Source organism: Parabacteroides sp., assembly GCF_977054455.1.
In genome coordinates this window covers 112,842-128,348 of the sequence record NZ_CDRTCT010000012.1, presented here as the reverse complement: position 1 = coordinate 128,348, position 15,507 = coordinate 112,842, and the positions used below count along the sequence as shown (strand labels likewise).

General features: G+C 48.8%; 13 protein-coding genes and 2 pseudogenes. 12 read left to right on the top strand and 3 right to left on the bottom strand.

Annotated features, from left to right (window positions below):
• Window positions 1-177 precede the first annotated feature (177 nt).
• Together ACW6QF_RS07975 and ACW6QF_RS07970 are read right to left on the bottom strand one after the other, a co-directional pair.
• A pseudogene (locus ACW6QF_RS07975) lies at window positions 178-651 on the bottom strand (sensor histidine kinase); the annotation flags it as partial.
• 59 nt (window positions 652-710) lie between these two features.
• Window positions 711-1,118 carry a hypothetical protein gene (locus tag ACW6QF_RS07970; RefSeq protein WP_456087408.1) on the bottom strand — a complete coding sequence of 136 codons (408 nt, stop codon included), beginning with the start codon at window positions 1,116-1,118 and terminating at the stop codon, window positions 711-713.
• A 73-nt stretch (window positions 1,119-1,191) separates the two neighbouring features.
• Between ACW6QF_RS07970 and ACW6QF_RS07965 the strand changes: the two are divergent.
• From ACW6QF_RS07965 to ACW6QF_RS07915, 11 genes and pseudogenes are all read left to right on the top strand, one after another.
• A pseudogene (locus tag ACW6QF_RS07965) lies at window positions 1,192-1,716 on the top strand (NAD(P)/FAD-dependent oxidoreductase); the annotation flags it as partial.
• A 474-nt stretch (window positions 1,717-2,190) separates the two neighbouring features.
• Window positions 2,191-3,384 (top strand): saccharopine dehydrogenase family protein, encoded by a 1,194-nt coding sequence (locus ACW6QF_RS07960; RefSeq protein WP_456087407.1) that lies wholly within the window; start codon window positions 2,191-2,193, stop codon window positions 3,382-3,384.
• 47 nt (window positions 3,385-3,431) lie between these two features.
• Window positions 3,432-4,448 (top strand): radical SAM protein, encoded by a 1,017-nt coding sequence (locus ACW6QF_RS07955; RefSeq protein ID WP_456087406.1) that lies wholly within the window; start codon window positions 3,432-3,434, stop codon window positions 4,446-4,448.
• 9 nt (window positions 4,449-4,457) lie between these two features.
• On the top strand, window positions 4,458-4,916 hold the full coding sequence (bcp, locus tag ACW6QF_RS07950) for a thioredoxin-dependent thiol peroxidase (protein WP_456087405.1): 459 nt from the start codon (window positions 4,458-4,460) through the stop codon (window positions 4,914-4,916).
• 6 nt (window positions 4,917-4,922) lie between these two features.
• Window positions 4,923-6,002 carry a recombinase RecA gene (recA, locus tag ACW6QF_RS07945; RefSeq protein WP_456087404.1) on the top strand — a complete coding sequence of 360 codons (1,080 nt, stop codon included), beginning with the start codon at window positions 4,923-4,925 and terminating at the stop codon, window positions 6,000-6,002.
• A gap of 92 nt (window positions 6,003-6,094) precedes the next feature.
• Window positions 6,095-7,054 carry a GNAT family N-acetyltransferase gene (locus ACW6QF_RS07940; RefSeq protein WP_456087411.1) on the top strand — a complete coding sequence of 320 codons (960 nt, stop codon included), beginning with the start codon at window positions 6,095-6,097 and terminating at the stop codon, window positions 7,052-7,054.
• A 7-nt stretch (window positions 7,055-7,061) separates the two neighbouring features.
• Window positions 7,062-7,700, top strand: coding sequence for a PIG-L deacetylase family protein (locus ACW6QF_RS07935; protein WP_456087403.1), 639 nt, complete (start codon window positions 7,062-7,064; stop codon window positions 7,698-7,700).
• A gap of 14 nt (window positions 7,701-7,714) precedes the next feature.
• Window positions 7,715-9,031 carry a polysaccharide deacetylase family protein gene (locus ACW6QF_RS07930; protein WP_456087402.1) on the top strand — a complete coding sequence of 439 codons (1,317 nt, stop codon included), beginning with the start codon at window positions 7,715-7,717 and terminating at the stop codon, window positions 9,029-9,031.
• A complete protein-coding gene (locus ACW6QF_RS07925) occupies window positions 9,028-10,269 on the top strand; it encodes a glycosyltransferase (RefSeq protein ID WP_456087401.1) in 1,242 nt (413 codons plus the stop codon). Before ACW6QF_RS07930 ends, ACW6QF_RS07925 begins: the two co-directional genes overlap by 4 nt.
• A 5-nt stretch (window positions 10,270-10,274) precedes the next feature.
• Window positions 10,275-11,405, top strand: coding sequence for a glycosyltransferase family 1 protein (locus tag ACW6QF_RS07920; protein ID WP_456087400.1), 1,131 nt, complete (start codon window positions 10,275-10,277; stop codon window positions 11,403-11,405).
• A complete protein-coding gene (locus ACW6QF_RS07915; RefSeq protein ID WP_456087399.1) occupies window positions 11,392-12,429 on the top strand; it encodes a hypothetical protein in 1,038 nt (345 codons plus the stop codon). The genes ACW6QF_RS07920 and ACW6QF_RS07915 overlap by 14 nt, the downstream gene beginning before the upstream one ends.
• On the opposite strand, the gene ACW6QF_RS07910 is transcribed toward ACW6QF_RS07915, so the two are convergent.
• Entirely contained in the window at window positions 12,313-12,777 is a 465-nt protein-coding gene (locus ACW6QF_RS07910; RefSeq protein ID WP_456087398.1) for a 2-amino-4-hydroxy-6-hydroxymethyldihydropteridine diphosphokinase, read from the bottom strand. The two genes, ACW6QF_RS07915 and ACW6QF_RS07910, sit on opposite strands and share 117 nt — an antisense overlap.
• Before the next feature lie 106 nt (window positions 12,778-12,883).
• On the opposite strand from ACW6QF_RS07910, the gene feoB reads away from it, so the two are divergent.
• Window positions 12,884-15,361 (top strand): ferrous iron transport protein B, encoded by a 2,478-nt coding sequence (feoB, locus tag ACW6QF_RS07905; RefSeq protein ID WP_456087397.1) that lies wholly within the window; start codon window positions 12,884-12,886, stop codon window positions 15,359-15,361.
• Window positions 15,362-15,507 lie beyond the last annotated feature (146 nt).

The window sequence follows — 15,507 nt, the reverse complement described above, 5'->3', positions numbered from 1 at the left end:
AGGAAGCATAGAACTACTCAAAAGAATGATGATTTGTGTATAAGGCAGCAAAAGTGAACAAGACCCTTTTATTTTACCCGGTATATTAATCCGATTTACCCGGTAGGTAGTGTCATTTTGATAATTGAAGCATAGAAAAGTACGGGTAGAAACAAATCTTCGAACGGTGAATATAACAAGTTCCACAAGTTTACGGGCATATGCCAAACCGATCCCACTTCCCTTACGGTCGTGGTCACCCTGGTAAAAACGGGAGAAAAGGCGATCCATATCCACATGAGCCAGCCCGATCCCCTGGTCGGCAAGAGAAATACGCACATTCGTCTCCATACGTTCCGTACTAATGACCAACAAAGTATTCGGTTCGCTGAACTTCATCGCATTAATCAACAAATTGGACAACACGACACGACATTTGGCCGCATCGAAAGGAATCTTCTCCACCGAAACATCCAACTTATATTCCAAACGAATACCACGTGCCTCAAATTCTTGCGCAAAATCATCCGTTACTTTTCCGGATTTCAGCAAACGTTTGAGCGGAGCGTAGATCAAAGTTAACGACGTACGAAGTTCATGACTGATATTGACCATAAAACGGACCTTTTCTTCATAAAATTTGCGTTCATGCTCTTTCATCGTCCAAGCGAGTTCTTGCTCCTTTCGTTTCATCACCGACCGGATTATCCATGCGGCTACCGTCACAACCATCAAAAATAAAATTGATCGCGATTATCGAAAGCAAGAGACATGACTTCGATAAAACGCTTCGTTTCGACTGTATCCAATTTTTGCAGAGCACGATCATAGACATATAAGCCAGAAGTCGTACCCAGCCAAAAACGTTTGTCCTTTCCTTGCTTTATCGCTGTTATCGTCCCGATCCCCTCACCGGGCAAAAAGACCGGACGTAGCTCTTCGCTCGGAAAGTCCAGGACGTAAAGTCCGGCTGAAGTACCGATATAACACGAGTCGCCCGCGAGAAAACGAGGTACCAGGAAATTCGGCAACATGTTTTCCGTCAAAGGTTCGAATTGGCGTTTCCGATGGTCATACACGAACAAATAATTGTCGGTCAAAAGACAAAAACGGTCGTCATCCACCAATATACATTTCACGGAAGATTGCGACAGCCCCTCCTCTAACGAAATTTGCTTAAAATAATACCTGGGAACTGCCTGAAGAGTTCCTGTTAAGAATGATCACTTACAAATATTCACCCATACGGAAGTCACGTCTTGTGAAGAAGCACCTGAAGGTTGCCGACTGAAAACAAAGGATGGCCGAACCATCCGATGCAAATATGTAATTGTCGCCGCCGGGTTCGAAGCCGGACAATTCTTGCCCGAAAAAGTAATGAAACTGACCTCGACTTACGCACTTATCTCGCACCCTATCGACAATAAATATCTATGGCCCGAACGCTGTCCCATCTGAGAAACGGCAGAACCTTACATCTATGTAAGGACCAGCGGCAACCGAATTATAATAGAAGGAGAAGACGAAGATTTCAACGATCCCGAAGCAAGGGATGAACTGCTCCGGGAAAAAACCGAAAAGCTTGAAAGAAAATTCCATAAGTTACTACCCTCCGTTCCTTTCAAGACAGAAATGACCTGGTGCGGAACCTTCAGCACGACAAAAGACGGACTTCCATTCATCGGAGCGTGGCCTGGGTTTAGGCTCGATCATCGGTGTAGTAGTTTACCGTTTTAGCTGTTCTTCTAAAGGCAAAATGTTAAAAGAAAAAGCATGCCATGCCCTTCATCGCATGGGGGCAAAGCAGAAGACATAAGTGCACAATTTTGCCGATAACGCAAAAAAGTAATCTAATGTGTATCATTTAAATGTATAATTAAAACTTTTGAGTTATGTTTTATCATGTAAAAATCGGGAACAGGCGTAAAGAAAAGCAAAGTTTAGCTTAAAAATAAGCAGGTCAGCATCTTATTCCTTATGGTTTCGCCGCCTCATAGTTATGAACCGGCAAAAGCATAACGCCATTTGTACACCGACCGGAAGCATCCCGATTTAGCCATCTGTTTGCTCAACGCGCTATTGCCTCTGAAAAAAAAGGAAGAAAGGTTTTACCCCGGTGTTGCCCGATTATCCAAAGATTCATTGTATATTTGTCGTTAGGTTTAAAACCTTGTAAACTGTATATATAAACAAGATTAATTCGATTAGTAAATGGGAAGAGTATTAGTGATTGGTGCAGGGGGCGTTAGTTGCGTCGCTGTTAAGAAGATCGCGATGAACGCCGATGTCTTTACCGATATCATGGTTGCCAGCCGCACGAAAAGCAAGTGCGACCGGATCGCCGCCGATATCAAGAATGTAAAGGTACAAACAGCACAGGTCGATGCAGACAACGTGGAAGAGCTCATCCGCTTGTTCAACTCCTTCAAACCGGACTTAGTAGTAAACCTGGCTTTGCCCTATCAGGATCTCCATATCATGGATGCCTGCCTGGCATACGGTGTCAACTATCTCGACACGGCCAATTACGAACCGCTGGACGAAGCTAAATACCAATACAGCTGGCAATGGGCATACAAAAAACGTTTCGAGGAGGCCGGCCTGACCGCTATCTTAGGGTGCGGGTTCGATCCGGGCGTAACGGGTGTATATACGGCATACGCAGCCAAACATCATTTCGATGAAATACAATATCTGGATATCGTAGACTGCAACGCCGGAGACCATCACAAAGCATTTGCCACAAACTTCAACCCGGAAATCAATATCCGCGAGATTACCCAACGGGGCAAATATTTCGAAGACGGGGAATGGAAGGAGACAGCCCCCCTGTCCGTACACAAACCGCTGAACTATCCGAATGTCGGCCCGAGAGAATCTTACCTGATGTACCACGAAGAGTTGGAAAGCCTGACCAAAAACTTCCCGACCATCAAACGCGCCCGTTTCTGGATGACTTTCGGACAGGAATATCTGACTCACCTGCGCGTGATCCAGAACATCGGTATGTCCCGCATCGATCCGATCATGTATAACGGACAGGAAATCGTTCCGATCCAGTTCTTGAAAGCCGTGCTGCCTAATCCGGGCGATCTGGGTGAAAACTATACAGGCGAAACCTCCATCGGTTGCCGTATCCGCGGCATCAAGGATGGCAAGGAAATGACCTACTATGTTTATAATAACTGTAGCCACCATGCCGCTTACCTGGAAACGGGAGCGCAAGGCGTAAGCTACACGACCGGCGTTCCGGCCATGATCGGAGCCAAACTGTTCATGCAGGGCGTTTGGAAAAAGCCGGGGGTTTGGAACGTGGAAGAGTTCGATCCCGATCCGTTCATGAAGGAGCTGAACGAACAAGGCCTGCCCTGGCACGAACTGTTCAATATAGATCTGGAACTGTAAACAATGGACAATTGAGAATTGACAACTGACAATTATCAATTAACTGAATGGCTCGTAATATCTACAACATACTACGTCTTGGCACGCAAATCAGAAGCAGAAGGCTCAAATTATTGGGCCTCTGGCTGTTTCATGTGTTAGGCAAACGGTATATCGGTATTTTTATTGATCCGGTACTGGCCTGTAACTTCCGCTGCAAGATGTGTTATTTCAGCGACGAGGAAAAAAGGAAAAGCCTGCGGGGTACCTTGAGATATGAAGAGATAGAAGCCATTGCCGGAAGCCTGTTCCACCGCGCCTTGAAACTTCAGGTCGGTTGCGGAGCGGAACCGACTTTGCATAAGGACCTGGTAAAGATCATCGCACTGGGCAAACGATACGGCGTCCCTTACGTTTCGCTCACGACAAACGGGAACCTGCTGACGAAAGAGCAGTTAGCCGCTGCCGTAGAAAACGGGTTGGACGAGTTGACACTCTCGGCACATGGTTTTACACGCGAGACATACGAGTATCTGATGACGAACGGCAAATTCGACTTGTTCCGCAAGCTGCTCTCCAACGTCGCAGAAGTGAAGAAACAGCATCCGCAGTTCAAGTTACGCATCAATTATACGATCAACAACGACAACCTCGAAGAACTAAACCGGATATGGGAAGTCGTCGGAGACGAACTGGATATCCTGCAACTCCGCCCGATACAGAAGATCGGAGAAAGCGAATACCGGGATTTCGATCTGACCAATATCCATGCGAGGTATGACGCCGTGCTGGTCCCGCTGATCGAAGAATGCCGCCGCAGGCATATCACCTGCCTGGCTCCCGACAAGCGGAACATCATCGTACTAAAGGAAAACGGGGCGGATGACAACAGTATCGAGAAGGTCACATATTGTTACGTCTCTCCCCAGGAATGCTGGCAGGATGATTTCGACTACCGGACAGAGACATTCGAATCGTATGCCGCCGCCCATCACATGGGCATGAAACTGTTAGGCAAGGTATTCGGACCGAAAAACAGTAAGAAAGCAGACGTGACACGTAAAATGAATTATAACATCAAGTAAAATAAACATATGGCAATACAAATAGGAGATAAAGCTCCCGAAGTTCTGGGCCTCGACCAGAACGGGAAAGAGATAAAGCTGAGCGATTTCAAAGGGAAAAAGCTGGCGCTCTATTTCTATCCGAAAGACAATACCAGCGGTTGTACGGCGGAAGCGTGCAGCCTGCGGGATGGCTACAAGGAATTGCAAGCTGCCGGCTACGAAGTAGTGGGTGTCAGCAAAGACAGTGCCAAGTCTCATCAGGCATTTATCGCAAAACAGGAACTCCCCTTCAGCCTCATCGCTGATACGGATACGGCCCTGCAACAGCAGTTCGGGGTTTGGGCAGAAAAGAAATTGTACGGACGTTCATACATGGGGACTCTCCGTACCACCTTTATCATAGATGAAAACGGCATCGTTGCCAACATCATCGGCCCGAAAGAGGTGAAGACTAAAGACCATGCAAATCAAATCCTTAATCTATAAAAGGAAATGGCAAAAGAAGATTTATTCGAAGAAGGCAAGCAGCCTGCAGCCGAGAAACCGGCTGTAAACGCAGACAAATTGAAAGCGCTTCGCGCAGCAATGGACAAGATCGAGAAGAACTACGGAAAAGGTTCGATCATGAAATTGGGCGACGAAAGTGTCGAAAATATCGAAGTGATCCCGACAGGCTCCATCGCCCTCAACGCTGCGTTAGGCGTGGGAGGTTATCCCAAAGGCCGTGTGATCGAAATCTACGGGCCGGAATCATCCGGTAAGACAACCCTTGCGATCCACGCGATTGCCGAGGCACAAAAAAGCGGTGGCATTGCGGCATTTATCGATGCGGAACATGCTTTCGACCGTTTCTATGCAGAGAAATTGGGAGTAGACGTCGAAAACCTGTGGATTTCCCAACCGGATAACGGCGAACAGGCGCTGGAAATCGCCGAACAGCTGATCCGTTCGTCTGCCGTGGATATCATCGTAATCGACTCGGTTGCCGCCCTGACCCCGAAAGCGGAAATCGAAGGCGACATGGGTGAAAGCAAGATGGGATTGCAGGCACGGTTAATGTCTCAGGCGCTTCGTAAGTTGACGGCTGCGATCAATAAGACCAACACGACTTGCATATTCATCAACCAATTGCGTGACAAGATCGGTGTGATGTTCGGCAATCCCGAAACGACCACCGGCGGTAATGCGTTGAAGTTCTACGCTTCTGTCCGCCTGGATATCCGCAGCATCGGCAAACTGAAAGACGGCGACGATATCAAGGGCAACCAAGTGCGCGTTAAAGTAGTCAAGAACAAGGTCGCTCCTCCTTTCCGCAAAGCAGAGTTCGACATCATGTTCGGTGAAGGCATCTCCAAAGCCGGTGAAATCATCGATCTGGCGACCGACCTGAACATCATCAAAAAAAGCGGATCATGGTATAGCTACAACGATACGAAGTTAGGGCAAGGACGCGATGCCGCCAAACAATGTGTTGCCGACAATCCCGAATTGGCGGACGAGCTATCCACTCTTATATTCGAATCTCTAAAAGACGGCAATCTCCCGGCAAAGAAAAGTTCGTCTAAAGAGTAAACCGCAGCCGGAACACAAAAGCGGGAAGTTATCCTTTTGCCGGTAAATGACGATCGATCGACATTTGCCGGCAGAACTTAAATCAATCATCCATCGACATGAAAGACAAATACCATTTGCTTTGTAAGACAGAAACCAGTATTCCCATCTTCTCACGTGACTGGTGGCTCGATACGGTTTGTGGCAAAGACAAATGGGAAGTCTTGCTGGTTGAAGAGAAAGAGAGGATCAGGGCTGCAATGCCTCTTTATATCCCCCGGCAGGGAATCGTCTCGATGCCCCCTTACACACAGACGATGGGGCCGTGGTTCGCACCGGAATCCGAAGATACCAAATACACCAAAGCATTAGGTCGCCGGCAAACTTTATGCAAGCAACTGCTCAACGCGCTCGAACCCTATCCGCATTTCCTGCAAAATTTCCATTACGAAATCACAGACTGGCTTCCTTTTTACTGGGAAGGTTACCGGCAGACAACGCGCTACACCTATCTGCTGAAGGATATCCGGAACACGGAAGCAATGCTGGAAAATATGAGTTCCAACACCCGCCGGAATATCATAAAAGCCAGAGACAAATACCGTATCACGGTAAAAAAAGGCATTTCCATCGAAGAATTCTTACAGGTACAGGTACAAACGTTCGAGCGTCAGCAGGTCATAAATAAAGAAGATACGGAAATACTGACCCGGCTGATCGACATCTGCCGCAAACGGGAGCAGGGAGATTTATGGGGCGGTTATGACGAACAAGGACGTTTGCATGCTGCCGCTTTTGTCGTCTGGCAAGAAAGTTCCGCCTGGTATCTGGCCGGTGGAGGAGATCCGGCTCTTCGGGAGTCGGGAGCACATAGCCTAATATTGTGGGAATGTATCCGTTACGTTTCACTATTCACAAACGTATTCGACTTCGAAGGTTCTATGATTCCGGGAGTCGAACGTTTTTTCCGTGAATTCGGTGCAATTCAAACCCCCTTCTTCACAATAACCAAAGGAAAATTAAGTTTATTAAATAGGGCCTGTTTAAAAATAGGAAGGATAATAAACAGATAGATAATTTATGATACTGAACAGCTATAATGATATACTGGTTTTGGCTCCCCATACGGACGACGGGGAATTGGGACTGGGGGGGACCATAAGCAAACTGATCGAATTGGGAAAGAAGGTGACCTATGTCGCTTTTTCGACCGCCCAGCAGTCCGTGCCCGAAGGTTTTCCGAAAGATATTTTGAAGACGGAAGTCAGAAAAGCAACCGCCCAATTGGGGATATCGCCTGAAAACCTCATCATCTACAATTACGAAGTCCGCAAACTCGGATATGTCCGGCAGGAGATATTGGAAGAACTGATCCGCCTAAAAAAAGCAAACAGTTTTGACCTCGTCTTCATTCCAAGCCTGCACGACATTCACCAGGACCATACGACGATCGCCCAAGAAGGCCTACGCGCTTTCAAGAACACGACATTGCTGGGCTACGAGTTGATTTGGAACAATCTGACATTTAACACGCAATGCTTCGTCGAACTAAACAGGGAGCACATCCAGGCCAAAGTCGAAGCATTAAAAGCATACGAATCACAAGGAGCACGCGACTACCTATCCGAAGAGTTCATCTTTTCGCTGGCAAAAACACGCGGCGTACAAGCCGGCTGTCCTTATGCAGAAGCATTCGAGGTGGTCCGCCTGTTCCTGTAAAGCTGTAAGACAGTATGAAAGCCGTTATTTCTTATATCATCAAATTCCTGATAGGAGGAGAAAAAGCCGGTGCGCTGAGCAGCCTTGTCGGTTACACATCGGACCCGAACGAATTCTCCCGCTATCGCGTAGTCATCATCCCCTCCCCTTTCTTTCGGGATGAAGTTTACGGGACAGCCGGGTCCATGCCCAAACTGCCACTGGAAGAGATAGAAGGCGTACCACTGCTTTTCGGTTCTTCCAAAACAGAATGGAAAGGCGATATTTGGGTGGTGCATGCCGACATCATCGCCAGCGCCTATTTCCTGCTCACGCGATATGAAGAAATACGGAAACGGAACATACGGGACATCCACGGCCGCTTCCCCGGAAAAGAGTCCCTGCCCTTTAAAGCCGGATTCATCCATCGTCCGGTAGTCGACGAATACGGCAGGTTGTTGCGCCGTTGGTTACGCCAGGCACGTGTACAGTCGGCCGTCGAACCGGCCCCACGCATACAAAAAGTATGGCTGACGCACGATGTGGATGCACCTTTCTTTTGCCGGACTTTCCGCAACCTGATACGGGAAACGGTGAAAGGCACAGGACTGAAACAAGCCTGGAAGATGTTTCACGGTCCGTTACAGGAAGATCCGTTCTACACATTCCCCTGGCTCCTAAAACAACAAAACGAATTAAAGGCGGCTATCGGAAAAGACCGTTGCGAATCCCTGTTCTTTATCAAGTCAGGCGGTTCATCCGTTTACGACAAACCTCACTATAAACTGTATTCGAAAGATTTACAAGAGCTATTGCTCCTTTTTAAAACCGAAAATGCAGGGATCGGGCTGCATGCCAGTTACGATGCCGGCAAGACTCCGGCACTCATCTCAACGGAAAAAGAATTGCTGGAGAGACAAACCGGAAAATCCGTCATTTACAACCGGCATCATTATCTGGCCTCACGCGAACCGGAAGATATGGCATGGCTGGAAAAAGCAGGAATTACGGACGATTTCACGATGGGCTATCCGGACGTTGCCGGTTTTCGCCTCGGCACTTCCCGTCCGGTCCATTGGATTAATCCGGAGAACAAACGCATCTCGCCACTTCTCCTCCACCCGCTGACAATTATGGAATGCAGCCTGAACGAACCGGTTTATATGAATCTCGGCTATGCGGATGCGCTTGCCTGCTCGATGCAACTTGCCAAACAGGTGGCGCGTGCCAACGGCGAACTGGTGTTGCTCTGGCATAACGACTCCGTCACCACCCGGATCAAACCGAATGTCTCTGTCGACTGGCAACGAAAACTATTCGCCGCCCTCATTGAAGAACTGATAAAATCATGAAGATACTGATATTATGTGATATGTTTCCTCCTGCATTCGGACCGCGAATGGGCTATTTATGCAAATATATGAAGCGGGCCGGATGGGAACCTGTCGTTGTCACCGAGCAAATCGATGATGACACTTTTTCTTTCCTGAAGGGAGAAACGCCTGTCACGTATGTGAACTTCTTTCGTGGCAAAGGGAAAATCAGACAGAAGTTAGAGTGGATATGCGTATTCATACTCGACTACTTTTTCCATTATAAAGACAAGAAGATGGCAAAAGCCGCCTCTGGCCTGCTGGAAGAAGGAAGTTACGACGGAATCCTGTGCAGTTCATACCGGGCGTTTCCCCTGCCGGCCGCCCGGTACGTAGCGGAGAAACATCATCTGCCGTTAGTGATCGACTTGCGGGATATAGTCGAGCAATATGCCTCCAACGAATATATCGCCCACAGCTTCCGCACCTTTCCCTGGCTGGACAGGAAGATCACGGCGGCATTCCGTCGTAGGCTGTTACAGGACAGAAACGACGCGCTGAGAAAGGCAGACCGGGTCACGACCATTTCCCCCTGGCACGTGGAAAAACTCAAAGCATACAATCCCGACACGGAGTTGGTTTACAACGGCTACGATCCGGAACTCTTCTATCCGGAACAGCACCGGACCTCCCAATTCGTCATCACCTATACCGGACGTTTGATCAGCCTGGCGACACGTGACCCCCGGTTGCTATTCGAGGCCGTCGGCCGGTTGGATCGTGAAAAGCTCATCGATCCGGACAGGTTCCGCATCCAATGGTATGTCGACGCCGGATCAAAAGCGATCATCATGCAGGCCGCCGCCGCTTACCCGGTCGCCCGGTATATGGATTTTCTCGGGTATGTTCCCGCCTCCGAGATCCCCGGCGTGCTGAACCGCAGTTCCATCCTGCTGCAACTCGCCAATACCTTTGCCTCCGACGGGCCCAAAGGATTTATGACGACGAAGCTTTTCGAATCGATGGCTGTCGAAAAACCGTTGCTCTGCGTAAGGAGTGACGAAAGTTGCCTCGAAGCCACCATCCGGGAAACCCGTTCAGGGCTGGCAGCCCGGACGGCCGAAGAGGTCTATCGTTTTATCCTGCACCATTACCGGTTCTGGCAGGCTAACGGATATACGCACGTAGATACGGACAAAAAAGCCGTGGAACGTTTCTCCCGAAAAAAACAAGCTGAACAATTTATGCGTATCTTTACACGGCTAAACAGCAAATGACAGATATGGAAAGGCACCTGAACATCATAGCTTTCAATATCCCCTGGCCTGCCAACTACGGGGGGATCATCGATGTATATTATAAGATGAAGGCTCTGCACCACTGCGGTGTAAAGATCATTTTACACTGTTTCGAATACGAGCGTGCGCATTCGCCCGAACTGGAAGCCGTCTGCGAAAAGGTATTTTATTACAAACGGCACACGGGGCTGCGTAGCAATATGACCCTGCTGCCTTATAACGTTTACAGCCGCAAGCATCCTGAACTGATTGCCAATCTGCTGAAGAACGATTACCCGATCCTGTTCGAAGGGCTCCATTGCTGCTATTACATAAACGATCGGCGACTGCAAAACCGGAAAAAGATCTACCGGGAAGCGAATATCGAACATGACTATTATTGTCACCTGGCACAGGCGGAAAGCCATCCGATCAGGAAAAATTTCTTCCGGATAGAGGCTTGGCGATTCAAGCATTATCAGAAAATACTGAAACATGCGGACTTGATTATCGCCGTGTCGGCAACCGATGCCGACTACCTCCGACGACAGTTTCCCGACAAGCCGGTCGAGTTCATGCCTTGCTTCCACACCAACGACCGGATCACGGTGAAACCGGGTTCTTCCGATTTCATCCTCTATCATGGCAAACTATCCGTGATCGAGAATACGCAAGCGGCCCTCTTCCTCATCCGGAACGTGTTCAGCAAACTAAATTGCCGTTGCATCATTGCCGGCATGAACCCGCCAGCTTCTTTGTTGAAAGCGGCAGCTCCCTATCCGAATGTCCATATCGAAGCCAATCCGCCGGAAGAGCTGATGAACAAGTTGATACGCGATGCACAAATACATCTCCTGATCACTTTCCAAGCGACCGGATTGAAACTTAAACTGCTGAACAGCCTGTTTGCCGGACGTCATACAGTGGTCAACCGGCTGATGACAGCAGGCAGCGGACTGGAGCAGCTCTGCCATATCGCCGACACTCCGGACGAAATGATCCGTATTTGTCGGGAATTGATGCATACCGATACGACCCCGGAGCTGATCGAACAGCGCCGCGACTTCCTTTATCCGACTTATTCCAATCAATATCAAGGCGAACACCTAAACAATCTTATTTATGGAGACAGATAATACATTGAAAATCCTAACGGATTTTGAACAGAAAATAATAGAGACCGATTTCGATCAACTACCGATCAGCGACTATAACAAAAAATATATAGCCGGCCTAAAATCAGCTAATTGCTACTACATAAACATATACGCTCTTGTTCGGGTCGCCGTGAAATCGATCTCGCTATTGAAAGAAGAAGAGTTTATCATGGTAGATTATGGAGGCGGCTGCGGTTTTTTCAGCATTTTGATGAAAATGTTCGGAGTCCGCAAGGTCATTTACATCGACCGGAATCCCGACTCCGTAAAGACAGTAGAAGAGGTAAGTAAAGCATTCGGAACCGGGCCGGACGTGATCATTTGCGGCGATTCGCCCGAACTGGTCGCATGGTGCCGAGAGAATCATGTAAAGCCGCACTTTGTCGTCGGGCTCGATGTGATCGAACATATTTACAACCTCCGACATTTCTTCGCCGACATCTCCTCGCTCAATGAAAATTTAGGTTTGGTCTTCATGACCGGCTCCAACCCTATGAATTTCTGGAAATGCAGAAAACTCAGGAAAGAAATGGATGCCTATGAAAAAGGGAATGCCGTCACTCCGAACTATTATACCAAAAGACTGGAGTTCATCAAACGGACCTATCCGGAAATGGAGGAAAGCAAAGCCCATGAATATGCAGCCATCACCCGCGGAATGAACTACGAGGATATCCGGTATTTTATCAAATCGGACAACTACAGCGGGACAGCTGCTGCAACGTTAACCGGCTATCAGGACGAGCACAATACCTGCGACCCGGAAACCGGCAATTATATGGAACGCATCCTCCCTCTAAAGGAATATTGTCTCCATCTGTCAGATAAGAAAGACGGATTGTTCCTTATACAATTGGGGTTCTACAACCCTTTCGGGAAAAACAAGCTAAAGAGACTGTGTGCCAGAATCATGAATAAACTGATCATACACACCGACACTTGGGGAATACGCATCGCTCCTTTCATCATCATGGCATCCATCCGCAACAGAACGGAAGAGTAATTGCACATACTCCTTTTCCCAATCGGCAGGTTTCAGGATCGTTCCATTCCAAAGAAGCAGGTCTATATCGATCGGAATTTCCCCTTTTCGTTTGCTGTCCGGCATACGTCCCAATTTTTTTTCCATTCCTTTCAAAGCCTGTCTCACCCCTTCCAGCGGAACATCCGTACCGGCGATGGCCACCTGGTTGAGGAACAAGCCGGAACCGGGCAAACCTACCGGCTTCGTGTAAGCCGCTTCGGAGAACCGGACCGAACCGAAATAGGCGAGCAACAGCTCATCCGCCGACTTCAGATTCGCCTCGCAATCCGTATTAGACCCCAAACATAATATAACCTTGTTCCGCATAGTCGTATATAAAGCTTTTACGGCAGCAAAACTAACAAAAAATACCTACAATACGGTATTGACCATATTGCCATTTCATGCTACCTTTGCACAAGATTAAAAAAAGATGAGACTATCAGAACTTCGCACAGGAGAAAAAGGGGTTATAGTAAAGGTAATGGGACGCGGAGCCTTCCGCAAGCGCATTATCGAAATGGGATTTATCAGAGGGAAAGAGGTCGACGTCATCCAGAACGCACCGCTTAAAGACCCTATACACTATCGTGTAATGGGGTATGACGTTTCGCTGAGACGAAACGACGCGCAAATGATAGAAGTCGTCAGTGCGGCCGAATTCGCAGAAGCCGGAACCGGGCAACCGGAAAACCGCCCGGTCGACTCCTACATCCAAACATCCGGCAAGAGCTTGCAGGCCATGGCGATGCACAAAGGCAAGACCATCAATGTCGCATTGGTCGGAAACCCCAATTGCGGTAAGACATCTTTATTCAATTTCGCCTCCGGCGCACACGAGCATGTCGGCAACTACAGCGGCGTGACCGTCGACGCCAAAGCCGGGACATTCCATCAGAACGGATACACCTTCAAGATCGTAGACCTGCCGGGGACCTATTCCCTATCGGCCTACACGCCTGAAGAGCTCTACGTCCGCAAGCATCTGAATGAAGAACAGCCGGATGTCGTGATCAATGTTGTCGACGCTTCCAACCTGGAACGCAACCTATACCTGACCTGCCAGCTGATCGACATGGACGTGCGCATGGTAATCGCCCTCAACATGTACGACGAACTGGAACGGCACGGAAATAAGTTCGACCATAACTCGCTATCAAGGATGATCGGTACGCCGATCGTCCCAACCATCAGTAAGACCGGATTCGGTATCGAAGAACTTTTCAACCGCGTCATAAAGGTCTACGAAGAAGAAGATCCCGTGCTCCGTCATATCCATATCAACTATGGCGATGTACTGGAGAAGGCCATTTATCCGGTAAGGCATGCTTTGAAACTGAACGGGAACGTCCCCAAAAGCCTTTCCAAGCGCTACCTTGCCATCAAGTTGCTCGAAGGGGATCCGGAAGTGGAATCGTTCGTAAAGTCAATGCCCGGTTCCCAAGCTGTCCTTCAGGAACGCGACCGCAATGTCGCTCAAATAGAAACCCTTCTGAAAGAAGATTGTGAGACAGCCTTCACCAATGCCCGTTACGGTTTTATTTCCGGCGCACTGCGTGAGACCTACGAGCAAAACAAAATAAAAGAAGCGACGAGCACCCAGATCATCGATCTGTTCGTAACCCATAAAGTGTTGGGGTTCCCGATCTTCATCCTTTTCATGTGGATCATGTTCGAAGCCACTTTCCGCCTGGGAGAATACCCGATGGAATGGATCGAATCGTTTGTAGGCTGGATCGGAGAGTTCGTACGTGGAAACATGAGCGAAGGCCCGTTGAAGGATTTGCTGGTCGATGGCATTATAGGAGGCGTGGGAGGCGTTATCGTATTCCTGCCCAACATATTGATACTGTATGCCTTCATTTCTTTTATGGAAGATTCCGGCTACATGGCGCGCGCCGCTTTCATCATGGACAAGATCATGCATAAGATGGGGCTGCACGGCAAATCGTTTATCCCGCTTGTGATGGGCTTCGGTTGCAACGTGCCGGCCATCATGGCATCCCGCACGATCGAAAGCCGCAACAGCCGGATGATCACCATGCTGGTAAACCCGTTGATGAGTTGCAGCGCCCGGCTTCCGGTGTATGTCCTGCTGACAGGCGCATTCTTCCCGCAGACGGCCGGAACGGTCATGCTGATCCTCTATGCTTCGGGCATCCTGCTTGCCGTCCTGATGGCACGCCTGTTCAAGCGCTTCCTCTTCAATGACGAAGATGTGCCTTTCGTGATGGAACTTCCCCCCTACCGCATGCCGACAGGAAAGTCGATCATGATTCACATGTGGGAAAAAGCCAAGCAATACCTGCACAAGATGGGGGGGGTCATCCTGGTTGCTTCCATCATCATCTGGTTCTTGGGATATTTCCCCCGCCACTCGGAAAACGGCGATGCTTTCGACAAACAGATCGCCGAAGTGGAACAGTCCGATACAACCCCGGAAGACAAAGCGGAAACTATCGCCGAGCTGGAACGCCTGAAATCGATGGATCATCAGCAGGCATCCTATATCGGCCGCATCGGCCAGGCCATACAACCGGCACTCCATCCACTGGGTTTCGACTGGAAGATGAGTGTCAGCCTGTTGACGGGCATGGCGGCCAAAGAAGTCGTCGTCAGCACGCTGAGCGTCTTATACACGGGAGAGTCGGATGACAGCCAGGTCCTGACCGAACGGTTGAAGCAGGATAAGAACGCCGAAGGGGAACCGGTCTTTACCCCTTTGATCGCACTGAGCTTCATGCTCTTTGTCCTGATCTATTTCCCTTGTATCGCTACGATATCGGCCATTGTCCACGAATCCGGTTCCTGGAAATGGGGGATATTCGTCATTATTTACACCTGTGTACTTGCGTGGATCGTCTCATGCGTGGTCTACCAAACAGGTCATTTCTTCATAAATCTATTTTAATCATGTGGCAAGAAATAGCAGTTTCCATCATCGGCCTTATCGTCATTTTCTACATCGGAAGAAAAATATATAAATTCCTGGCACATTCCCCCAAAGCGAACGATCCTTGCCACGGATGTCCGGGGTGCACGCTAAAGGACAGAGCC